Source organism: Arthrobacter sp. OAP107 (assembly GCF_040546765.1).
Classification (GTDB): Bacteria; Actinomycetota; Actinomycetes; order Actinomycetales; family Micrococcaceae; genus Arthrobacter.
On the sequence record NZ_JBEPOK010000001.1, the window covers coordinates 4,979,352 to 5,001,372 of the forward strand.

The 22,021-nt window shown below is 63.9% G+C and carries 21 protein-coding genes; 14 read left to right on the forward strand and 7 right to left on the reverse strand.

Annotation, left to right across the window (positions count from 1 at the left end; all coding sequences use genetic code 11):
- Positions 1-56 precede the first annotated feature (56 nt).
- Both hxlA and hxlB read right to left on the reverse strand, forming a co-directional pair.
- Positions 57-680: a 3-hexulose-6-phosphate synthase gene (gene hxlA / locus ABIE00_RS22845; protein ID WP_354255865.1), complete on the reverse strand. Its 624-nt coding sequence runs from the start codon at positions 678-680 to the stop codon at positions 57-59.
- Positions 681-770: 90 nt separating this feature from the next.
- Entirely contained in the window at positions 771-1,370 is a 600-nt protein-coding gene (gene hxlB, locus ABIE00_RS22850; RefSeq protein ID WP_354262910.1) for a 6-phospho-3-hexuloisomerase, read from the reverse strand.
- Positions 1,371-1,629: 259 nt separating this feature from the next.
- Here hxlB and ABIE00_RS22855 point away from each other — a divergent pair, with 259 nt between their 5' ends.
- The 14 genes from ABIE00_RS22855 to ABIE00_RS22920 all read left to right on the forward strand — a co-directional run bounded on the left by ABIE00_RS22855 (position 1,630) and on the right by ABIE00_RS22920 (position 18,029).
- On the forward strand, positions 1,630-2,403 hold the full coding sequence (locus ABIE00_RS22855) for a FadR/GntR family transcriptional regulator (protein ID WP_331568633.1): 774 nt from the start codon (positions 1,630-1,632) through the stop codon (positions 2,401-2,403).
- Positions 2,387-3,100, forward strand: coding sequence for a cache domain-containing protein (locus ABIE00_RS22860; protein ID WP_354262913.1), 714 nt, complete (start codon positions 2,387-2,389; stop codon positions 3,098-3,100). The genes ABIE00_RS22855 and ABIE00_RS22860 overlap by 17 nt, the downstream gene beginning before the upstream one ends.
- A gap of 594 nt (positions 3,101-3,694) precedes the next feature.
- Positions 3,695-5,179: an APC family permease gene (locus ABIE00_RS22865; protein ID WP_354262914.1), complete on the forward strand. Its 1,485-nt coding sequence runs from the start codon at positions 3,695-3,697 to the stop codon at positions 5,177-5,179.
- A 527-nt stretch (positions 5,180-5,706) separates the two neighbouring features.
- A complete protein-coding gene (locus tag ABIE00_RS22870) occupies positions 5,707-6,084 on the forward strand; it encodes a cupin domain-containing protein (protein WP_331568627.1) in 378 nt (125 codons plus the stop codon).
- 9 nt (positions 6,085-6,093) lie between these two features.
- On the forward strand, positions 6,094-6,579 hold the full coding sequence (locus ABIE00_RS22875; protein WP_354262915.1) for a dimethylamine monooxygenase subunit DmmA family protein: 486 nt from the start codon (positions 6,094-6,096) through the stop codon (positions 6,577-6,579).
- A complete protein-coding gene (locus ABIE00_RS22880) occupies positions 6,576-7,553 on the forward strand; it encodes a PDR/VanB family oxidoreductase (protein ID WP_354262916.1) in 978 nt (325 codons plus the stop codon). Before ABIE00_RS22875 ends, ABIE00_RS22880 begins: the two co-directional genes overlap by 4 nt.
- Positions 7,550-8,545: a heme-dependent oxidative N-demethylase family protein gene (locus tag ABIE00_RS22885; RefSeq protein ID WP_354262917.1), complete on the forward strand. Its 996-nt coding sequence runs from the start codon at positions 7,550-7,552 to the stop codon at positions 8,543-8,545. Before ABIE00_RS22880 ends, ABIE00_RS22885 begins: the two co-directional genes overlap by 4 nt.
- A gap of 293 nt (positions 8,546-8,838) precedes the next feature.
- The gene (locus tag ABIE00_RS22890) at positions 8,839-10,779 is read left to right on the forward strand and encodes a primary-amine oxidase (RefSeq protein ID WP_354262919.1); all 1,941 of its coding nucleotides are present in this window, start codon (positions 8,839-8,841) and stop codon (positions 10,777-10,779) included.
- A 192-nt stretch (positions 10,780-10,971) separates the two neighbouring features.
- Positions 10,972-11,634 (forward strand): DUF5134 domain-containing protein, encoded by a 663-nt coding sequence (locus tag ABIE00_RS22895; protein WP_354262920.1) that lies wholly within the window; start codon positions 10,972-10,974, stop codon positions 11,632-11,634.
- A 154-nt stretch (positions 11,635-11,788) separates the two neighbouring features.
- Positions 11,789-13,294 (forward strand): glyceraldehyde-3-phosphate dehydrogenase, encoded by a 1,506-nt coding sequence (locus ABIE00_RS22900; protein ID WP_354262922.1) that lies wholly within the window; start codon positions 11,789-11,791, stop codon positions 13,292-13,294.
- Between the two features lie 8 nt (positions 13,295-13,302).
- Positions 13,303-14,328, forward strand: a complete 1,026-nt coding sequence (locus ABIE00_RS22905; protein ID WP_354262923.1) for a 6-phosphofructokinase — start codon at positions 13,303-13,305, stop codon at positions 14,326-14,328.
- A gap of 30 nt (positions 14,329-14,358) precedes the next feature.
- On the forward strand, positions 14,359-14,943 hold the full coding sequence (locus ABIE00_RS22910) for a histidine phosphatase family protein (RefSeq protein ID WP_354262924.1): 585 nt from the start codon (positions 14,359-14,361) through the stop codon (positions 14,941-14,943).
- A 124-nt stretch (positions 14,944-15,067) separates the two neighbouring features.
- Complete coding sequence (locus tag ABIE00_RS22915; protein WP_354262925.1) at positions 15,068-15,781, forward strand: hypothetical protein; 714 nt, start codon at positions 15,068-15,070, stop codon at positions 15,779-15,781.
- Positions 15,782-15,869: 88 nt separating this feature from the next.
- A complete protein-coding gene (locus tag ABIE00_RS22920) occupies positions 15,870-18,029 on the forward strand; it encodes a transglycosylase domain-containing protein (protein ID WP_354262926.1) in 2,160 nt (719 codons plus the stop codon).
- Positions 18,030-18,049: 20 nt separating this feature from the next.
- Here the strand turns inward: ABIE00_RS22920 and ABIE00_RS22925 are convergent, their stop codons facing one another.
- The 5 genes from ABIE00_RS22925 to ABIE00_RS22945 form a co-directional block, all read right to left on the reverse strand.
- On the reverse strand, positions 18,050-18,781 hold the full coding sequence (locus ABIE00_RS22925; protein WP_354262927.1) for a GAF and ANTAR domain-containing protein: 732 nt from the start codon (positions 18,779-18,781) through the stop codon (positions 18,050-18,052).
- Between the two features lie 41 nt (positions 18,782-18,822).
- Positions 18,823-19,170, reverse strand: a complete 348-nt coding sequence (locus ABIE00_RS22930; RefSeq protein ID WP_354262928.1) for a DUF3846 domain-containing protein — start codon at positions 19,168-19,170, stop codon at positions 18,823-18,825.
- A 60-nt stretch (positions 19,171-19,230) separates the two neighbouring features.
- The gene (locus ABIE00_RS22935) at positions 19,231-20,016 is read right to left on the reverse strand and encodes a DeoR/GlpR family DNA-binding transcription regulator (RefSeq protein WP_354262929.1); all 786 of its coding nucleotides are present in this window, start codon (positions 20,014-20,016) and stop codon (positions 19,231-19,233) included.
- A 65-nt stretch (positions 20,017-20,081) separates the two neighbouring features.
- Positions 20,082-20,762 (reverse strand): SDR family NAD(P)-dependent oxidoreductase, encoded by a 681-nt coding sequence (locus ABIE00_RS22940; protein ID WP_354262930.1) that lies wholly within the window; start codon positions 20,760-20,762, stop codon positions 20,082-20,084.
- A complete protein-coding gene (locus ABIE00_RS22945; RefSeq protein WP_354262932.1) occupies positions 20,759-22,021 on the reverse strand; it encodes a sialidase family protein in 1,263 nt (420 codons plus the stop codon). The genes ABIE00_RS22940 and ABIE00_RS22945 overlap by 4 nt, the downstream gene beginning before the upstream one ends.

A 22,021-nucleotide genomic window follows, 5' to 3' on the forward strand; every position in this document is an offset into this window, starting at 1 on the left:
CCGTCGGTGGCGTCCCGCGGCCGCAAGGGCGCGGGACGCCACCGTCAATCGGCGACCTAGACGATGGCTGCGCGGAGTTCCTTCGCGGCCAATGCGGGGTCGGCTGCACCGTAGATGGCGCCGCCGGCGACGGCGACATCGGCGCCGGCCTTCTGCACGTCACCGATGGTGGCGAGCTTCACGCCGCCGGCCACGGAGAACGGAACGCGGGCCTCGGCGCCGGCGCGGAGCAGACCGTTCAGGTCAAAGCCCGGCTTGGCCTGCTCGTCCAGGCCGGCGTGCATCTCGACGAACTTCGCACCCAGGGCGCGGACTTCCTTGGCCCGGGTGACCTTGTCCTCGATGCCGATGAGGTCAACGACGACGCCCTTGTTGTGGGCCTGGGCTGCCTTGACCGCACCGGCAATGGTGGAGTCATCGGCGGCACCGAGCACGGTCACCAGGTCGGCGCCGGCCTTGAACGCGATGTCGGCCTCGAGCTCACCGGCGTCCATGGTCTTCAGGTCAGCGAAGACAACCTTGTCCGGATGGGCGTTCTTCACCGCGGTGATGACGGACAGGCCTTCGGCCTTGATCAGCGGGGTGCCCAGTTCGATGATGTCAACGTGCTCGGCAACCTTGCCGGCCAGCTCGAGGGCAGCTTCGGTGGTCAGGAGGTCAATGGCAACTTGGAGCTTCATGATGTTTTGTTTCTTTCTGTAGGGAACTGCAATTGAGTGTGGAAAACGTTGGTTGAGGAACTGAAGGCCCCGGTACCCCGGGGTTTGCGCTTACTCGAGGTTGGCGTGGCGCAGCCACAGCTCCTCCGCCGGCTGGGCGTCGTTGTCCCAGAGGGACTGGAAGATGGCCTCGGTGGCAACGAAAAGTACCTGCTCGAAGAGGGACCCGGCGTACTGGCGGGAAACGCTGGTGCCGTGGTCGGTCTTCTGGGCGGCGGGAATGACCACCACTGCGTCGGCAAGGCCGGCGAGCGGTGAATCCGGGTTGGTGGTGAACGCGGCAATCCGCGCTCCGGCCTTCGCTGCGGTTTCCGCTGCCTTGACCACTCCAGAGGTGGTTCCCGATCCGGAGGCTACCAGGAGCAGGTCGCCGGAGGCGATGGCGGGCGTAGTCGTGTCGCCGGCGACGTGGACGTTCAGGCCCAAGTGCATCAGCCTCATCGCGGCCATGCGCAGGACCAGGCCGCTGCGGCCAGCTCCGGCAACGAAAATTCGGCCTGTCAGACTGATGTGGCGCGCCAGGCTGGCTACCTGCTGTTCATCGATTTTGGCCGCCGTGGCCGCGATCTCGTCCCTGACGAGGGACAGGTTGCGGACAATGTCGTCTGTGGTGCTGTACACAGTGCTCGTCGCGGTTGCTGTCGGATTCACGATTGTTCCCTTCGATTCGGCCATCGGCCGGTGTCGGCCGAGTGGATGCGTGCTGGTTGATATCCATGATTGCGAAGCGAACGGGCAGGGGTAACACTGTTTTCTGACGGTTCTGACTACCCTTAAGGATTGGTAGCCGGCCTATAACGGGTAGAGCGGGGGGGAAGGCAAAAGGCTCTCCGGCACATCAAAGGCCCTTAAGTACTCCCGGACTGTAGTATTAGCCCCAACCCGTAGCCCATCTCCGGAGCGCAGACTTTTGTCCTCGCCGACCCCCTTCGAGTCGCAGATATATCGGTCCCTGCCCGAGATCGAGCGGGCCGATGCGATTGTCGACAGGATTTCCACGGCGATCTCACTCGGGCTGCTCAAGGTGGGTGAACGTTTGCCCCCTGAAGCGGCTCTCTCTGAGATGTTCGGGGTCGGCGGCGCGACCCTTCGCGAGGCGTTAGGCGCGCTGCGGGAGCGGGGCATCGTTGAGACGCGCAGAGGCCGGAGCGGAGGATCCTTTGTCGTCCGCCAGCCCCAGAGCCAGACCGACGCCATCCGGGAGTGGTTCCTGTCGACGTCCATCTCTGAAATACGCGACATCGGCGACGAACATTCGGCCATAGCCGCCACAACAATCCGGCTGGCATGCGAACGCGCGGAAGCACACGACTTCGAGCGCCTCCAGGAACTTGCGCGTGCACTGGTTCTGGCCAGGACCCCTGAAGTCCGCGCATCTGCCGACAGCCGTTTCCATATCGAGCTGGCAGTATCAGCGCAGTCACCGAGGCTGGCCAACGCCGAAATCCGGCTTCAGGAAGAGTCAGTTCAACAGCTGTGGGCCCCCCTCGGCGTACCACTTGACCCCGAAACGGCAACCGCAGAACACTTGGAGTTGGTCCGGGCAGTGGCCCAAGACCAACCCGAAAGGGCCCAGAAGCTGGCACTTGAGCACATCAGGCGGAATATTTTTCACCTCATCGACACGAAACTGACCCTCGGTTACAGCCAATCAATTCAGGAACCCAATGAAGCCCGACACTGAAGTCGTCCATGCTGCCAAGGCCCTCACTTCGTGGACCAACGGCGTCTCCACAGAGATCGAGGAACTTTCCAGAAACGTTGCGTCGCTGCTTGAACGAAATCTCGTCGGCAAGTCCAAGGTCGATAAGGCTGCCTTGGCCGGGCTGGACAAACTCTCACAGGAGTTCCTGGCAAAGAACTCTTTCGCCGTAGGCGCCGGGACGTTCTTCGCCCATGAATCGGTTGAGGAGGGCGGCCGGGCCCTGGAATGGTGGTCCCGCAAGAGTTCCGGTGCAGTCGGCAGGCTGGATTTTGACCTGACTCCGGGCAGCAACCGGTTCTACGACTATGAGAAGCTGCCCTATTTCTCGACGGCCGCCTCCACCGGTGAACAGACCCTCTGGGGCCCGTACATCGACTATCTCGGCTTCGAGGAATACATTCTGACGTTCACTGCACCTTTTTCAGTCCACGGAACCTTCACGGGGGTCGTGGGATGCGACATCCGGCTCAAGGACCTGGAGCCCCTTATCATGCCGCACTTGCGCGGCATCCCGGGCGATGCCGCGCTGGTCAACGCCAGTAACCGCGTCATTCTCGGCAACTCGGGGATGTACCTGGTTGGCGAGCGGATCAAATCCGGATCTCCGCAGCAGCAGCGTATGGCACTGGATGTTCCGCACCTGGGACTCTCGTTGATCTACACCGCATCGCCGTAACGTCCTCCACCAAGGCGGCCGCGTTGCTGCCGCGCGAACTGATAGAAAACATTCAGTGTTGCAACTTTTTTGGGGCACCCGTGCACGGGCGGGCAAGGAGCCGAATTGCGTAAGGGCGACTGCCACTTAGGCTACCGCACCACTGCCGCAATTCCGGCTAGTTTTCGCCACCGGAAGCCCGACGCCGGCCACCCGGCTGAGTGAAAAATGTCGGCCCAGGGTGGCACCCCCCATCACGGCAGTGGATCCGGGACAGCGACACATTGATCGAAAAAAAGCTATTGCGTTGCAGCTTTAAGGAGTAATCTTCGAAGTGATCTGTTTCACAGGAGGGCCTGACGCGTGGGGTGCGCTGCAGGCTCGGAAGCCTTCAGCTCGAAGAATCCGGCGCTAAACAGCCGGCTCCCGAGCTTGGAGAGGGATTCACCGATATCGGTTTTGCTTTCAGGTAGTTCACTGTCGAACCACACCTGAACCAGCAGCGGAACCGGACGAAGGTGTCGTATTCGGGAAGAGCTTCCTCAGCCGGCCTGCCAATTACGCAGGACCTGGACAAGAATCTGACAACTTTTACGTTGTTTAAGGGAGATTGTTATGAGCGAAAATCGTATGGATGGGGGCGACGGCCTGGAAAGGTCGATTGACTGGAAGCAGGGCCTGGCCATTGCGCTGGGTGTACCCCTGCTGATTTTGCCCTCCTTGGGCTACCTTCCGATGTACTTGTCGGCCGCCGCAATCCTTATTTGGGGACTGTCGGTCATTCAGGGCTTCTTTCAGAACGCCGCGTACGCTGAAATGGCCACCACATTCCCCAAGGCTTCCGGCCTTCCGGGCTTTGCGCAGCACGTATTTCGCACCGAGAACTATCAGGGCAAGTACGACAAGAGCAAGCTGATCGGAGGCTTTAGCGCATGGAGCTATTGGTTCGCCTGGACCCCCGTACTGGCGATCTTCTCCATCCTGGTCGGCAGCTACCTGCACGGACTCTTTCCCGTGCTGGGCGAAATGTTTACCGAGAATCAGCTCGCCCTTATGACAGGCGTGGTCATTTTCGGGGGGTTGTTCGTGGTCAACTGGTTCGGCCTCAAGGACGGCGCCACCCTGGGTTACATCCTGGCTGCGTTTTCCCTGATACCGCTGATTGTCCTGACCGTGGCGCCCTTTGCCACCGGACACGTTGAGCTGACCAACATCACAGGCAGTTGGCTGCCCGCCGACTGGTCCTGGGACATGCACCACATCCTGATTCTCCTGGGTATCTTTGCGATCGCGCAGTGGAGCGCCTGCGCGTGGGAAACGGCAGCCATCTACGGCCCGGAATACAAGAATCCAGCCAAAGACGTCTCCAAAGCGCTCTTTGCCTGCGGCATCATCTGCTTCTTCTCGTTCGTACTGGTGCAGGCTGCAGTTATCGGCGTGCTCGGCGTTGACGGCGTACTGGACCAGCCTGTCTCGCCCCTGATTCCGGTGGCCCACGCCGTCTTCGGCGAAGCCGGTTCCATGATCACCATCATCATGCTGATCGCCGCAATGGTTCTGATCATCCAAACGGCCTATCTGGGCTCCTCCCGCGCCATGCACTCCATGGCGGTCGAAGGCAACCTCCCAAGGTCCCTGGGCAAAACGAATCGCCACGGCACTCCGTTCATTGCCATGCTGGTCATCGGAGCCTTCAACCTGGTGCTGATCTTCATGGGCAACCCTGCGGCAATCGTCGCGGCATCAGCCATTGGCTACACCTGCGCAAACGGCATCAGCCTGTTCGCCTATGTCAGGGCCAAGAAGCACCCTGCCTTCGCCGCCCTGGAACGGCCCTTCAAGGCACCCAGAGGCTGGAAAAACGTCGCCATGCTCTTTGGCCTGTTCAATCTGCCCCTGTGCCTGGTCGGCGTGGTCTACCTGAACAGCCTGGAGATCGGCTGGACCCCGACCTGGGTCGGCTTCATCGTACTGGCACTGTACATACCCATATGGTTCTATTCCCAGAATGAAACGAGGCGCGCGAACCACAAAGCGGCCACGGCTCGCGCGCTAAATCATGATGCCGCGGATCTGGAGAACGCTTCCAGCCCGCAATGATCTGACGTGACAAGGACAGGAAGGCGAGGCCGTTAGGGAAACGGCCTCGCCTTCCTGCCTTCCGCCTGCGTTGCCCGGGTACCGCCCTCACGGCCGCCCAACGGATACTTCCCCAACCGGAGCTTTTAGCCGCCCTCAGCCATTGACCCATCCCCCGGCCAGGCAGCTGTTCCCTCGCAGCCGTCCGCAACTGCGGGCTTACCGCATGAACCCGGTTGGCTGCGACGTAATAGTGACTCATCGCACAGATTTATATAAAAAAGGCTGGACTAGATGAATTACGAGGAGTAGGTTTGCTTTTGGGACGAAGATGCGTGATCGGCATCACACCAGCAGACCTCGGAGCGGAGCTCGGCTGGCCATCCTGGAAGCAGAGGATGCCGGATTTGCAGATCCCCTCCCGGAGTTCTAGCCGGGTTTGAGGTGACCATCAGCGCAGTTTTCAAATGCACCCGAAGACGAACAGTTCTGACAAAGACGAACAGTTCTGACGAATCATTTCACCACTATCCACACAGGAGAGACCCATGGAAACCCTCGTAGGAACACTCAGCAAGGCCGGATCCATCCACAAGGTAGAAGGCGGCTACGTCGGTCTGCCCTCCATGAACGAGCCTGGAACGGTTGCCGCGATCGGTGACTCGCTCCACAACCCTGAGGGGTCGGTCATGAGCGCCGGCTTCTTCGAGCTGAAGGCTTCCGAACCCCTGGTCTACACCTACACCTATGACGAAATGAAGGTCGTCGTAGCCGGTGAGTTCATCCTCACCGACGAGTCAACGGGCGAAGTGACGCACGCAAAGGAGCGCGACGTGCTGTTCTTCCCGAAGGGCACCACCGTAAAGTTTGAGACCCCGGAGTACGGCCTGGGGTTCTTCACCGGCCACCGCTCCTTCGCACCGTAAGGACCGACCATGCGTTCCGCGTCCATGCCGCCGGCAGCAGGCACAGGCCTGGAACCTGGTTTCCGCGGTGTCATCTGTGCGTCTTTTGGCGCCGCAGGTGACACCGCGGGTCAACACACCGGTGTCCAGCCCAGGCATGATCTCCGTTTTAAAGCTGCAAATCCCGAGGCCCTCTCGGAGCTGAGGTCAGCACTCGGACGTTCGCACGTCGGAGTCCGCCTCGTACTCGCCGGCCCCCCGGCGGACATCCGCGCAGCCGCGGCAGCCGCCGCGGAATGCGGGCTGCAGCAGGAGGAGCTCACCCTCCTGAGTGACGAGACGGCCCCCCGGGTCATTTACTGCCCGCATTGCCACGCGACCACCACAACAGTTCGGCCAGCCGGCTCCGAGGTGCAGTGCCAGGGATGTGCCACCAACCTGGCCACCACAGATCACTTTTCCCGCCGAATGGGCGCATACCTGGGGTATGCAGCCCACGCCGAGGAGGCATCATGACAATCACGGCGCTCCCGATCACTGCCCACCCGGCCGTGGAAGGTGGCCTCCAACTGGAGGTGACCGACGTCAGTCCCCAGACGGAATCGATTGTCAGCATCACGTTGGCTGATCCGTCGGGGGCACGCCTTCCGTCCTACGTGCCGGGCAGCCACCTGGTAGTCCAGTACGGCAGCGGCGTGAATGCCTATTCGCTCACCGGGTCAGGCAACGGCCCGACCGAATACACCATCTCCGTCCTCCGGGTCGAGGACGGTGCGGGTGGTTCCGTGGCCATGCACCAACTCGGCGTCGGCGACCGGGTTTACGTCTCCCGGCCCCGCAGCGCCTTCGCGCCGGCCTCGACAGCAACGCACCATCTGCTGATCGCCGCTGGCATCGGCATCACGCCGGTCCTCTCGCATGCCCGCGCCGCCGCCGACCGGGGCACCACCTCATCCCTGATCTACGTGTACCGGTCCGGAGCCGGAGCCCACGTGGAGGAAGCCCGGGAACTGCTGGGACCTGGGCTGACCGAATGCAGCAACCGTGAGAGTTTCCAGAAGGTCCTCACCGAACAACTCACCACCCAGAGCCTGGGGACCCATCTCTACGTCTGCGGCCCCACGGCATTCATGGATTCGGTCCTGGAACAGGCGCGCGAACTGGGTTGGTCATCGGCGAGGCTGCACTCCGAAGCGTTCGGGGCGGCTGAACTGGAGGACGGCGAGCCGTTCACAGTGAACCTGGTCCGCAGCGGACTCAAGCTTGATGTGCCGGCTGGCGTGTCGTTGCTCGAAACGCTTGAAAAGGCCGGGAAGACCATCCCCAACATGTGCCGCAAAGGGATCTGCGGCGAATGTGTCCTGCCGGTCCTCCGGGGAACCCCGCAGCACCGGGACCTCTACCTGACAGACCAGGAAAAGTCCGAGAACACCACAATGATGTGCTGTGTTTCACGCAGCGAAGACCCAGAATTGGAGTTGGACCTTTGAGCATCACCATCGACAAAGAAACTGACACCGCCCTACCGGAGCGCATCAGGCGCTTTCCCTTCCCCTTCCTCGGCGACCAGTACCGCTACAGCGCCAATGTCGAACCGGCAAATAAAAATGTACCGACGGACGCCGGCGCCTGGGGCGCCGGGCTGATCGACATCGACGAGTTCTACCACCAGGAAATCGCCGACCGCGAAGCGATCCTGAACCGCGACCCCTCCCGCATGGCAGTCCTGCCCCACATGCGCCCCGCCGTCTGGGACACCATCGCTACCCTGCTGCCGGCCATGGCCCAGGAAAACCCGGACATCATGTCCTTCCACCGTGAAGGAAATACCTGCCGCTGGCACAACGGCCTGCAGAACCTCGACATCGAATTCACCATTGGCGACGACGGCTCCCTGCCCATGGAACCCCTCCGGTTCCTTGGCACCCAGATTCAGGACGACATCGTGCTCCTCGACATCCGGGACAACACGATGTGGCTCGACGCCGGCCTGGTCACCTTCGCCGCGGACTGGTCGTTCAATTTCGACGTCGGCATGAGCTTCCTCGAGATCCACGGCCCCGTCCCGCGGGTCAAGGAAGAAAACATCATCAGCCGCGCCGAGCAGTTCCTCATGCGCCTGCAGCCCGGGGAGCAGTTCCGCCGCACCAACTGGACGATGACCGTCGGCAACCGCCTGGACACGTCCACCGAAACCTACCCCGAATGGGGTCCGGACCGCGGAACCATCGCCGCGGACCCCGACATGCCCGACAAGCTGCACCTCCGCGTCGAAGTCCAGCACCTGATCCGACTCCCCCACACCGGGGTCCTGCTGTTCCTGATCCGCAGCTACCTCCTGCCCCTCAGGGACATCGCCAAGGTCCCCGCCTGGCGCGAAAAGCTCGGCCACGTCCTGGCGGAACTCCCGGAAGACATGGCCGAGTACAAAGGCATCATCCGCTATCGCAAAGCCGCGTCCGACTGGCTGCTGGCCGGCTGACAAGCGCTGTAATCCAAGCCGCACGTAATAACTGCACCATCTGAAAGTAATTCATAAAAAAAGCTGGACTAGATGATTTAGATGCCGTAACTTTTTCTACACGAACAGAATGTACGTGGCCGGCATCACATCGGAGGGCCAGCAGCAGTGCCTGGCCGGCTACCCAGAAGCAGTACCAGCGATGAACAGTTCTGACGAAGACGAACAGTTCTGAGAATCCGGGGCGTTTGGCCCCAAAGCAACACCAGGTAGACATCCTCTTCCTGTCAAGGGACTTATTTAGGAGTAGAAGCATGACTGTCGATATTGATACTTCAGCTGTTGTTGGGGTTTCGCACCCGTTGGATCCGTTGTCGCGGGAGGAGATTTCGCGTGCGGTGGGGGTTTTGAAGGAGGGCCCTGCTGCGGGGGAGTCGTTCCGTTTTATCAGTGTTGAGTTGCGTGAGCCGTCCAAGGAGGATCTGCGTGCCGGTGTGCAGGTGGCGCGTGAGGCGGATGCTGTTTTGGTGGACCGTGCCGCGGGGCGTGCGTTCGAGGCGGTCGTGAGCCTGGAGGCCGGCACGGTGGACCGGTGGGTCCAGTTGGCGGAGAATGTTCAGCCGCCGTTCATGCTCGATGAGTTCGCCGAGTGTGAGGAGGCGTGCCGGAAGGATCCGAACGTGATTGCGGCTTTGGCGAAGCGGGGCCTGACGGATCTGGACCTGGTGTGCTTCGAGCCGTGGTCGGTGGGGTATTTCGGTGAGGACGCCGAGGGCCGGCGGCTGATGCGTGCCCTGGTCTTCGTCCGGGACGAGCCCGATGACAGCCCGTACGCGCACCCGATCGAGAACTTCATCGTCTTCTATGACCTGAACGCCGGTGAGGTCGTCAGGCTCGAGGATGACCAGGCGATCCCGGTCCCGGCCGCGCGGGGCAATTACCTGCCCAAGTACGTCGGCCCGGCCCGCACGGATCTGAAGCCGATCGAGATCACCCAGCCCGAGGGCGCCTCGTTCCAGGTGACCGGGAACCATGTGCAGTGGGCCGACTGGTCCTTCCGGGTCGGGTTCACCCCGCGTGAAGGCCTGGTCCTGCACCAGCTGAAGTTCCGTGACCAGGGCGTGGAGCGCCCGGTGATCAACCGTGCCTCGCTCTCGGAAATGGTGGTCCCGTACGGTGACACCGCCCCGGTCCAGGCGAAGAAGAACGCGTTCGATTCCGGTGAGTACAACATCGGCAACATGGCCAACTCCCTGACCCTGGGCTGTGACTGCCTGGGCGAGATCAAGTACTTCGACGGCAACAGCGTCGATTCCCACGGCAACCCGTGGACGATCGAGAACGCGATCTGCATGCACGAGGAAGACGACTCGATCCTGTGGAAGCACTTCGACTTCCGCGAGGGCACCGCCGAAACCCGCCGGAACCGCAAGCTCGTGATCTCCTTCATCGCCACGGTCGCGAACTACGAGTACGCCTTCTACTGGCACCTGTTCCTGGACGGGTCCATCGAGTTCCTGGTCAAGGCCACCGGCATCCTCTCCACCGCCGGCCAGCAGCCCGGGCAGAAGAGCCCGTACGGCCAGTCACTGAACAACGACGGGCTCTACGCCCCGATCCACCAGCACATGTTCAACGTCCGGATGGACTTTGAAATCGACGGGGTCAACAACGCCGTCTACGAAGTGGACATGGAATACCCCGAGCACAACCCGACCCACACCGCGTTCAAGGCCGTGGACCGGCTCCTGGAAACCGAGAAGGCAGCGATCCGCAAAACCGACCCGGCCAAACACCGCTTCTGGAAGATCGCCAACCACGAGTCCAGGAACATGGTGGACGAACCCGTCGCCTACCGGCTGATCCCCACCGACGGGATCCAGCTCGCCGCCGGGGACGAGTCCTACGTCTCCCAACGCGCCCAGTTCGCCCGGAACAACCTCTGGGTCACCGCCTACGACCGGACCGAACGCTTCGCCGCCGGCGAATACCCCAACCAGTCCACCGGCGCCGATGACGGCCTGCACATCTGGACCCAAAAAGACCGGAACATCGTCGATCAGGACCTCGTGGTCTGGTACACCTTCGGCATGCACCACGTCGTCCGCCTCGAAGACTGGCCCGTCATGCCCCGCCAAAACATCGGCTTCATGCTCGAACCCCACGGCTTCTTCAACCAAAACCCCACCCTGAACCTCCCCACCGAAACCCGCACCACCAACAGCGGACACTGCTCCACCGGCAACAACCACTAAACAGCCAGGGTTCCAACAACCACGGTGGTCCCCGGCGCTGCCCATGGCAGCACCGGGGACCAGCCGTATCCACTCCCAAACTTCGGTCCCCGACGCCGTGAACAACCCGCGTCGGGGACCGAAACCATTTGCGCCTCAAAACCCGGCAGTGCCGTTCCCTGATCCGAACCCAGTAGTGAAAGCGTGATCCGCGTGTTCCATATCCCCGCACTAACCTGGACCCTCACCGCCGTCCTGCTGGCCGGCGGCGCCTGCCAGCTCTGGCAGGCCTACAGGTCAGCCCACCTCACCGACCGGATCAACAACACCCTCCACGCCCTCATGAACACCCTGATGGCAGCCATGCTCTGGAACCTGGCCCCCACCACCCTCCTCGCCCAGATCGGCCTGCTCGCCGGCGCCGCGCTCTGGTTCACCATCCAGGCCGTCGCCCGACCCGAATACAAACTCCTCTGCGCCGGCACCCAGGGCAGGATCAAATGCGCCTACCACGCCCTCACCATGGCCGCCGCAGCCCTCATGATCACCACCATGACCCACCCCGGCCCGGACACCCCAACCGCACCCACCGCCGGAACACCCATAACCATGCCCATGGACCACGCCCACCACGCCATCACCACCACACCCCCCACCCCGGCAACAGGAACAGCAACAGCGCTCGGCCACACACCAGGGATCCTCCTCACCCTCCTCTTCGCAACCGCCGCCGCAACCTTCCTCATCCTGCTCCTCCGCACCCGCACAACACCCACCCACCACACAGGAACACACCAACCCCCCACCCGCACCCAACACGCACTCGAAGCCCTCGGCGCCACCACCATGGCCCTCATGTTCGCCACCACCGCCTAAACCCAGCAGACCCTACCCAAAAGGGTTGTAAAAACCATCCTGAATTAGCGTTTCCCCTACCCAAAGATGGCAGGACGATGGATATCAAGCCCCTCTCAGACCATCTCAGGAGCTGAAGCTAAAAACAGACCCACCCTTTTGGAAAGGCAGCCCGATGCTAAAAACCTCAGATTCTTGTCTTGATGCCTGGATGGGCCGGGAGGCCCTCGCCGAGGCCATGATCCCGGTGATCGGCCGGCTGTACCGCGAAAACAACGTGGTGACGAGCATCCATGGCCGCAGCCTGGTCAACAAGTCCACCATGAGCATCCTGAAGGCCCACCGTTTCGCGCGCCGGATCAGCAAGGACGAACTGCTCCTGGAGGAGACAGCTCCGCTGCTGAACATGCTGGCACAGCTGGACCTGGGTGCCGCTGCCATCGACATCGCCCGCCTGAACCAGAAGTTCAAGTCCGACGGCGCGGGCATGGCTTTGGAGGAATTCCTCCGTGCCGAACTGGCTGAGATAGTGGGCAAGGGCGGGGCCGGCAGCCGCGCCAGCACCGACGTCGTGCTTTACGGCTTCGGCCGGATCGGCCGCCTCGTGGCGCGCCTCCTGATCGAACAGGCGGGCGGCGGCCACGGCCTGCGCCTGCGCGCCATCGTGGTCCGGCGCGGTTCCGACAACGACCTGACCAAGCGTGCCAGCCTGCTGCGCCGCGACTCCGTACACGGTTCCTTCGAGGGAACCATCCGCGTCGATACCGAGGCCAATACGATTACGGCCAACGGCGTCCAGATCCAGGTCATCTACTCGGATAACCCCGCCACCATCGACTACACGGCCTACGGCATCAAGGACGCCATCCTGGTGGACAACACCGGCCGCTGGCGGGATGCCGAAGGCCTCGGCCAGCACCTGCTGAGCAAGGGCGTGGCCCGTGTCCTGCTGACGGCACCGGGCAAGGGTGACCTGAAGAACATCGTGCACGGCATCAACCACAGCGACATCACGGATTCGGACCGGATCATAACGGCAGCCTCCTGCACCACCAACGCCATCACGCCCGTCCTGCAGGCCCTCAACGACCGGTACGGCGTGGTCCACGGCCACGTCGAGACGGTCCACTCCTTCACGAACGACCAGAACCTGATCGACAACTTCCACAAGGGTGACCGGCGAGGGCGTTCCGCGGCCCTGAACATGGTGATCACCGAAACCGGCGCCGCCAAGGCCGTCGCCAAGGCACTGCCCGAACTGCAGGGCAAGCTCACCGGCAGTTCCATCCGGGTTCCCACCCCGGACGTGTCGATGGCCATCCTGAACCTCAACCTCGAACGCGGCACCACCAAGGACGAGGTCAACAACTACCTGCGCGGGATGGCGCTGCACTCGGACCTGCGCAAGCAGATCGACTACATCGACTCCCCCGAGGTGGTCTCCACCGATTTCGTCGGCTCCCGCCACGCCGGCATCGTTGACGGCCTCGCCACCATCTCCAACGACAAGAACCTGGTGCTCTACGTCTGGTACGACAACGAGTTCGGCTACAGCTGCCAGGTGGTCCGGGTCATGGAGGAAATGGCCGGCGTGAACCGGCCGTCGTTCCCCGCCGCGGATGTCGTTGAGGAGGCCATGTCAGTGCTTGCCGCCGTGGAATCCGCCACTCCTGCGATTTGAGCCAAAACATGAAAATTGGAATCCTCACCAGCGGCGGCGACTGCCCCGGGCTGAACGCGGTAATCCGCGGTGCCGTCCTCAAGGGCATTGCCATTCATGGCCACGAATTCGTCGGATTCCGCGACGGCTGGCGCGGCGTGGTGGAGGGTGACATCATCGAACTCCCCCGGACCAGGGTCCGGGGGATCGCCAAGCAGGGCGGCACCATCCTGGGCACCTCCCGGACCAACCCGTTCGAGAACGGCGGTGGGCCCGACGTCATCAAGGCCCACATGGACAGGCTGGGGATCGACGCCATCATCGCCATCGGCGGCGAGGGAACCCTCGCCGCCGCCCAGCGGCTGACGGATGCAGGGCTGAAAATCGTGGGTGTTCCCAAGACCGTGGACAACGATCTCGACGCCACCGACTACACCTTCGGTTTCGACACCGCGGTGCAGATCGCCACCGAGGCCATCGACCGGCTGCGGACCACCGGCGAATCCCACCACCGCTGCATGATCGCCGAGGTCATGGGCCGGCACGTCGGCTGGATCGCGCTGCACTCCGGCATGGCCTCCGGCGCCCACGCCATCCTCATTCCGGAGCAGAAGGTCAGCGTCGTGCAGATCGCCCAGTGGGTGAAGGAAGCCCATGCCCGCGGGCGCGCACCGCTGGTTGTCGTGGCCGAGGGCTTCATGCCGGAGCACATGGAAACCCCGCACTCCGAACGAGGCCTGGACACCTTCGGCAGGCCGCGGCTGGGCGGCATTGCCGACCAGCTGGCCCCAGAAATCGAAGCCCGGACAGGCATCGAAACCCGCGCCACCATCCTGGGACACATCCAACGCGGCGGCGTGCCGTCCGCCTTCGACCGCGTCCTGGCCACCCGCCTGGGCATGGCAGCCGTCCACCTGGTGGTGGAGGGCCTCTGGGGCACCATGGTGGCGCAGAAGGGAACGGACATCGAACACGTGGGCTTCAAGGAGGCCCTGGGCCAGCTGAAGGTTGTTCCGCAGAAGCGCTACGACGAAGCCGCGGTCTTGTTCGGCTGAGCTTGCACGCTCTCGGGCACAATGGAAGGCATGACCCTTACGACTTTCGCCCTCATCCGCCACGGCCAGACAGACTGGAACGCGCAGCGCCGGCTGCAGGGATCCAGCGATATTCCGCTGAACGACGTCGGCCGGGGCCAGGCGCGTGACGCCGTCGCGGTGCTGTCGGGGCAGGAATGGGACACCATCGTATCTTCACCGCTGGGCCGCGCGGCGGAAACCGCCGAACTGATCGCCGAGGGCCTGGGGCTGACGGTGGCCCGGCATGTGCCCGAGCTCACCGAGCGCAGCTTCGGACCCGCCGAGGGCCTGCAGGCCGGCCCCGAGCTGGAGGCGCTGCGCATCCCCGGCGGCTTCCGTGGGGCAGAGAGCGACGACGAGGCGGCCACCCGGGGCCTCGCTGCCCTGGAAGCACTGGCCGAGGAGTTCCGCGGCCGCCGCGTTTTGGTGGTAGCGCACGGCACGCTCCTCCGCCTGGCCCTCAGCCGCGCCATCGGCAGCACCCTGCAAAGCATCGATAATGCAGTGCTCAACCTGGCCCACCACCACGCCGTCGACGGCTGGCAGCTCGAATACTTCAACGGCGAACGGGTCGTGGAGGCCGCCCACAGCTGAGGAAGATTGATGCTGCCCCTGTCCCCGGCGGTCTGACAGGACTACCTTTCTCCTATGGACCGGGCAGGCAACAGGTGCACCGGGCCGCACAAAGGTTTCTACTCAACGAGGAGTGGGACGGGCCATGAAGCCGAGAACCATAATGTTGGGGATCATCGTCCTGTTGCTGGTCGCTGGCGGGGCGGCATTTTTTTACTTCAACAACCTCAGAAGCAGGGCTGCTGACTACAATCCGCAGATCACCCCCGCGGATTTCACGACGAAGATCACCAATAAGTACTTCGCCCTGCCTGTCGGCAAGAAGATGACGTACGGGACTGGCGGCGACAGGATCGAAATCGAGATCCTCAAGGAGACGCGGGTCATCGAGGGCGTCGAAACGGTCATCTACCTCGACAAGGAATTCAAGAACGGGCAGCTCGTCGAGGAGACCAGGGACTACCTGGCGCAGCACGCGAACGGCGACGTGTGGTACTTCGGCGAGGACGTGAACAACTTCAAGGACGGGCAGCTGCAGGATCATGCCGGCAGCTTCATCCACGACCAGGACGGGGCAAAGGCCGGGATCTGGATGAAGGCCGAACAGCGTGTGGGCGACACCTACCGGCAGGAGTACTACCTGGGCCATGCCGAGGACATGCGGGACACCATCGCCACGGGCCAGACCGTCACCACGAAGATGGGCACCTACACGGACTGCGTCAAGGTGGACGACTGGACTCCGTTGGAGTTCAACTCGCGCGAGCACAAGTATTACTGCCCTCAGGTGAGCTCGCTGGTCCTTGTGGAGGAACCCAACGGCAAACGCTCTGAGCTCACGAATATCGACCTGCCCTGAGCCCTGGCCGCGAACCAGATGATCTGGCCCGGCCGTCACGTGAAGCGTATTCTGAAGACACGCTTTTTTTGGGGTGTGAACCGCAGTGATGGTACGCAGAAGCCTTGTATCGCGATCCCATTCGGCCTTGGCAAGGCTGCTTGGGTTCATTGTTCTGAGTTGCGTGTGCGGTGCCCTGGTCGCCGCTTATTTCGTTCCCCAGATTGCCGTTGCCGGCGCCGCCGTGAACGGGTCGCTCAACTTCTACAAGGGCCTCCCCTCAGACCTTGCGGTGCGGCCGCCGGCGCAAACCACAAGGATCCTGACGTCGGACGGGAAACTGATTGCCTCGTTCTACGAGGAAAACCGGGTGCGGGTTCCGCTGAAGCAGATGTCGCCGTACATCAAGGACGCCGTGGTGGCGATCGAGGACAGCCGGTTCTATGAGCACAGCGGCGTCGACCCGGTGGGCGTCCTCAGGGCGCTGGTGAGCAACGTCTCCGGTGGTGACCGGCAAGGGGCATCCACCCTGACCCAGCAGTACGTCACCAACGTGGCCAATGAATCAAAGGTTTCCTCCGGACGCGAGGATGAGGTGGTCCTCAGCGGGGAGAAGACCATTGGTGACAAGGTGCGGGAAATGAAGCTCGCCATCGAGCTGGAGAAGAAGTTCACGAAGGACCAGATCCTCGAGGGCTACCTCAACATCGTGTTCTTCAACCGCGGCGCCTACGGCATCGAGGCTGCCGCGCAGCACTTCTACAGCGTTCCGGCCAGCAAGCTCAGCCTCCCCCAGGCTGCCATGCTGGCAGGGCTCGTCAACAGCCCCAGCCTCTACGACCCCGTGACCAACCCGGAGAACTCGCTCAAGAGGCGCAACCTGGTCCTGGACGCCATGCTGGCCCAGGGCAAGATCACCCAGGAGCAGCACGACACCGCCGCTGCCAGCGGCTTGGGCCTGAAGGTCCGGACCTCCAAGCAGGGCTGCGCCGCCGCGGCCATGGCCCCGTACTTCTGCGACTACGTGTCCCATCTGATCCTTAATAACCGGGCATACGGTGCCGACACCGAAGCCCGGGAGCAGAAGCTGTTCCGGGGCGGGCTCACCATCACCACCACCCTGGACAGCCGGCTGCAGGCGGCAGCCCAGGCCCAGGTGAACTCCACGGCCGGGGCCAACCCGGCCAAGTGGGGTGCTTCGTTGCTGACACTCCAGCCGGGCACCGGCAAGATTCTGTCAATGGCGCAGAACACGGTGTTCCTCCCGCAGCCGGGCAAGTTCGACACCCAGCTGAACTTCAACGTGGACGCCAAGGACGCCAACGGCAACGACCTCAACGGTGCGGGCGGGTTCCAGCCCGGATCCACCATGAAGCCGTTCACGTTCGCTGAGTGGCTGCACCAGGGACGGAAGATTACCGACGAGGTGGACGCCTCCCGGCGGGAGTACCCCCTGGGATTCCGCTGGCGGGACTCGTGCGCCAAGGTGGTTGGCGGCTACAGCAGCAAACAGCGCGCCGCCGGCCTCGAGGCTGCCGACGATCTGCAGAACGCTTCGGAGGGCTACTACCGGAGGATGCCCGCAAACTACGGGCTGTACAACTCCATCAACACGGCCACCTTTGCCGAAGTCGCGCAGTTGGACATCTGCGGCATCCAGAAGATGGTCGACACCCTCGGCCTGCACAGCGGCCTGGACGGGTCCGGGATCAATATGCACCAGCTGGGCAACGTGCTCGGCGGAACCGCCGTGTCCCCGCTCAACCTGGCAACCGCCTTCGCCACCTTCGCTGCCGACGGCCGCTACTGCGCACCGATTGCCATCCAGCGCGTCACCGACTTCACCGGGAAGGCGCTGCCCGGCCAGCAGCCGGCGTGCCGGACCGCCTTGGAGCCCAATATTGCCCGCGGCGTGAACTCGGTCCTGCAGGACGTGCTCAAAAAGGGTTCAGGCGTCTACATCAACCCCAAAGTCCAGAGCAAGGTCCCCGTGGCGGCCAAGACAGGAACCAACAACAGCAACGGCGCCACCTGGGTATTGGGCTACACCAGCGGCATCGTCACCGCATCCTTCTTCGGTGACGCACTGAACGGCCAGAAACGGCCGGGCAGGAACATCACCATCAACGGCAAGCACTACGACCGCATTGACGGCTACATGATCGCCGGGCCGCAGTGGGCCAACTACATGCTGAAGGTGGCCAAGATGTATCCGGCCAAGCCGTTCCCCAAACCGCCGGCATCCATGATCGGCAAGGGCGGCAAGTAGCGTAGTGGCAGGCTGAAGACCTACTCGAAGTGCGTCTCGACTTCTGATCCGGAGAGCCTGCCCAGGAGTTCCACGGCCACGTCGCGCAGCTTCCTGTTCCGGTTGCTGGAGACTTTGGCCAGGATGTCCATGGCTTCCTTTTGCGAGCACCTGTTCTGCGCCATGATGACGCCGCAGGCGACGTCGATCGCCGTCCGGCTCTGCATGGCAGCCTCAAGGTTCTGCGCCCGGGCCTGGGCGGACCCGATCCGCACTGACAGGTGCAGGGTGCGGCTGGCCAGCTCGCCGAACTCGACCGCCCTGTCGAACAGCTCGGGCGTGAACAGGCCCGGCGCAGGGCCGAAAAAGTTTATCGCCGCACTGGCACCTTCCCCGATGTCCAGGGGAACGCCCAGCGTCGTATACACGCCGTGCTCAGCCAGCTGCTTCTGGTATTCCGGCCACCGTCCGTCCGTGCGGACGTCGTCGAGGAGTTCGGGCGCCATGGTGAACAGCGCCCGGATGCAAGGGCCGTCCCCGACGGCCTGCTCGATCTGGTCCAGTTCCACTGCCCGGGGGCTGCTCCCGGCGACAGTGGCGGTATGCCGGTGCCGCTTCAAGGTCACGGCGCATTCGATGCCGTTACCCGCCAGACCGGTGAGCGTGGCTGCGGCAAACGCGGCCAGCCCGTCGAGGAAGCCGTCAACGCTTTCGGCGCCAATCAGGATGTCCTGCAGCTGGAGGACGGCCGAATCTTCGCTCGCTTCAGTCATTCCACAATGCTAAGCGCCAAGGGCCAATATGCACCTCGTCCTTAAGCTGCCTGCGGCGTCCCGAAGAGTTCTGCGGCGAGACGCAGCAGGTGCTCCGGGATGCTGGTGTCCTTGCCCTTGGCGTCCCGGCCGACGATAACTGCCGGGCCGCGGGCAGCGCCTGCAAGGTCAAGGCCGCAGTCGTGCATAAGCAGATCCGCGCGGAGGTTCACAGGGAGGTTGGCCGAGGTGCCCTCGGCGTTGAGATAAAGGTGCCAGTCACCCCGGGCGACGGACTCGAAGTCGCCCCCGAGCAGGTCCTTCAGGCTGTCCGCCCCTTCCACGGGTACAACCCGGAGAGGTTCGCCCAGGAGGGGCGGGACTATCAGTGCGGTATGTGTAGTGCTCATCTTTGGTCATTGTTAATAACAACCCCGCGAGCGCCGCTGTTCCCATGAGGCGGGTGTTCCCTACGCCGAAGCCTGCTGCCCTACTGGAACCAGCTGCACCTGCACGCCTGCCTCCCGGAACAGCGCCACCTGGGCCGGGTCTGCGCCGGAATCCGTCACCAGGGTCCACGGTTGGCCAAGCTTTGCCCAGGCGTGGAAGGGCCGCTTCCCCAGCTTGCCGGAATCGGCCAGGACGTAAACCGCGTCGCCGCGCCGGGCCATGAGCTCCTTCAGCCTGGTCTGCGCATGGTCCGCCTCGCAGAGCCCGTCGTCGGCGGTGACGGCGTCCGCGCCCAGGAACACCCGGTCAAAGCTCATGCGCTCCAGGGCGGCCTCAGCGAGCGGACCAACGAACGTCTGGCTCACGCCGCGCAGCCGGCCGCCGAGGCAGTCCACGAGGATCCCCGGCGAGTCGGCGAGTTCCTGCAGGGTGTTGATTCCCGGCGTGGTGACGGACAGGTTTTCCCGGCCACGCAGGGCGTGCGCCAAGGCACCGACGGTGGAACCGCCGTCGAGCAGGAGGTTCTCGCCGTCCTTCACCTCGGCCGCAGCCCAGGCCGCAATGGCGTGCTTTTGCTCGTACGCCTCGCCGGTCCGCTGCCGCAGGGACGGCTCCGGGTGCGCACCCAGCGCCACGGCCCCGCCGTAAGTCCGGGCCAGCTTCCCCTGTTCGTTGAGGTGGGCGAGGTCGCGCCTGATGGTGGAGGCGGTCACCCGGAAATGCCGCGACAGCTCCTCCACAGACGCCAGCCCTGTGGTGACGGCGAGGTGGTAGATCTCTTCGCGCCTGGCTTTGGCGGTGGTCATCTGTGGCTCTCCTTTGCTGTCACCATCGTAGGGGTCCGGCGGATGCGCGTCTTCCGGCCAGCGCCTTACAGCGAGGCACCGCCGCAGATCACGTAGTTCTGGCCCGTGATGGACTTCCCGTGCGGCCCGAGCAGGAAACCGGCGAGCGCTGCAACGTCCTCGGGGTCCACCAGCCGGCCCAGTGCCGGCAGCTTCGGCGGCGTGGCCGCCCGTCCGGGGTCGGCCAGCATGGGCGTGTCCGTGGGCCCCGGCGACAGCACGTTCACGGTGATGCCGCGCGGGGCAAGCTCCTGCGCCCATGTCCTGCCCATGCCCATCAGCGCCGCCTTCGTGGCCGCGTATTGGCTCTTGCCGGCCGCGCCGGTGGAGGTCCGGCTGCCGATCAGCAGCACCCGGCCGCCGTCGGGCATCCGCGGCACCACCTCGTTGGCCAGCGCGCTGGCGGCCCCCACGTGGACGGCGAACATCCCGGCGAGCGCCCCGGGATCCAGTTCGCCCAGCCGGGCGGTGCGCTGGTAGCCGGCGGCGTGCACCAGCGCGTCTGCGGGGTCAATCCCCGCGGCCGTCTCCGCCAGTGATGACGGGTCGGACAGATCCGCATGCAGCCACCGGAAGCCGGGCCCCAGCGAGGTCTCGCTGCGGCTCAGCCCGGTGACCGTCCAGCCATCGGCGAGCAGCTGCCCGGCGATCGCCTTGCCGATGCCGGAGCTGCAGCCCGTAATCACCGCGTGGCGGGAATCTGTCACGGCGTGCCGCCGGCTTCGTTGTCCCCTCCGGGAGTGGCGCTGCCCTCGTACGCCCACTGCGGGTCCACGCGGACAAATTTGATGGCCTGCCGGAAGTAGGTGTAGGCGATGTTCAGCGCCCCGTCCGGGCCCTGGTGGATGGACGGGTAGGAGTATTCCCTGTTCAGGCCGTCGCGGGAGTTGTTGGAAAGGCAGTAGCCGTCCCCCACGTCGAGGTTCCGCCGGATGGGCCAGCTGCGGCCCGAATCCTCGGAGATGGCCAGCGTCATGGGCGAGCGCGGCGTCCCCCAGAAGGCGCGCCGCCCGCCGTCACCCGTTCCGGCGCCGGCGGTTGGGGAAGGTTCGGCGGGCTGGCCCTGTTCGGCGGCCAGGCCGTCGTCGTCAATCTCGTCGTAGAGCGAGAGGCGCCGTTCGGTGTTCTCCTCCGCGCGGCTGTGGTTGTAGACCAGCGCCAGGCGGCCGTCGGCGAGCGCCGCGAACTGGATGGAGGAGTTGTTGTTGGGCAGCTCCGTGGGGACGGGCTCGCTCCAGGTGGTGCCGTCGTCGGTGGAACGGGATTCGTAGATCGAGTCTGCCCAGCGGCTGCGGAAGAGCGCCAGCAGCGAGCCGTCGACCACGGGCTGAATGTTCATGTGGACGCAGCCCAGGCTCCCCGGCAGGATGTGCTCGCTCCAGGTGGCCCCGCCGTCGTCGGAAACCATCACGGCACTGTCATCACTGTTGCCCACCCATTTCTCCCCCGGCGTGGTGATGCAGCGGAAGATCGGGATGATCAGGCGGCCGGACGGGAGCAGCACCGGCAGCTGCCGGACGAACACGCCGCCCGTTTTGTTGGCGGGGAACAGCGTTTCCACCGGTCCCCACGTGCGGCCGCTGTCCGTGGAAGTACGACGGCGGACCTCCGCCGTGTCCTGGTTGCCCGCCTTTTGCGCGGTGTACAGGAGCCAGAGCCGGTTGTCCGGCGCCGTGAACAGGATCGGGTTCTGCTCGGAGCGGGTGGAGTCATCCGACAGTTGCTCCGCGGGTGACCACTGGCTGCTGCCCGGCTCCAGGGTGGAGAACCAGATGGAGATGTCCGGCACGCCCTCCTGGGTTCCGCCAAACCATACGCAGCCGAGGCGGCCGTCCGGCAAGGTCAGGAGGTTGGCGGCGTGGCTCTGCACGGTGGGTGCCGGCAGGTAGGCGAAGTCAACGCCGTCCGCGCGCTTCACCGCGCCGTCAGGTGTAATGGTGCTGTAGCCGGCATTGGTGGTCTGCAT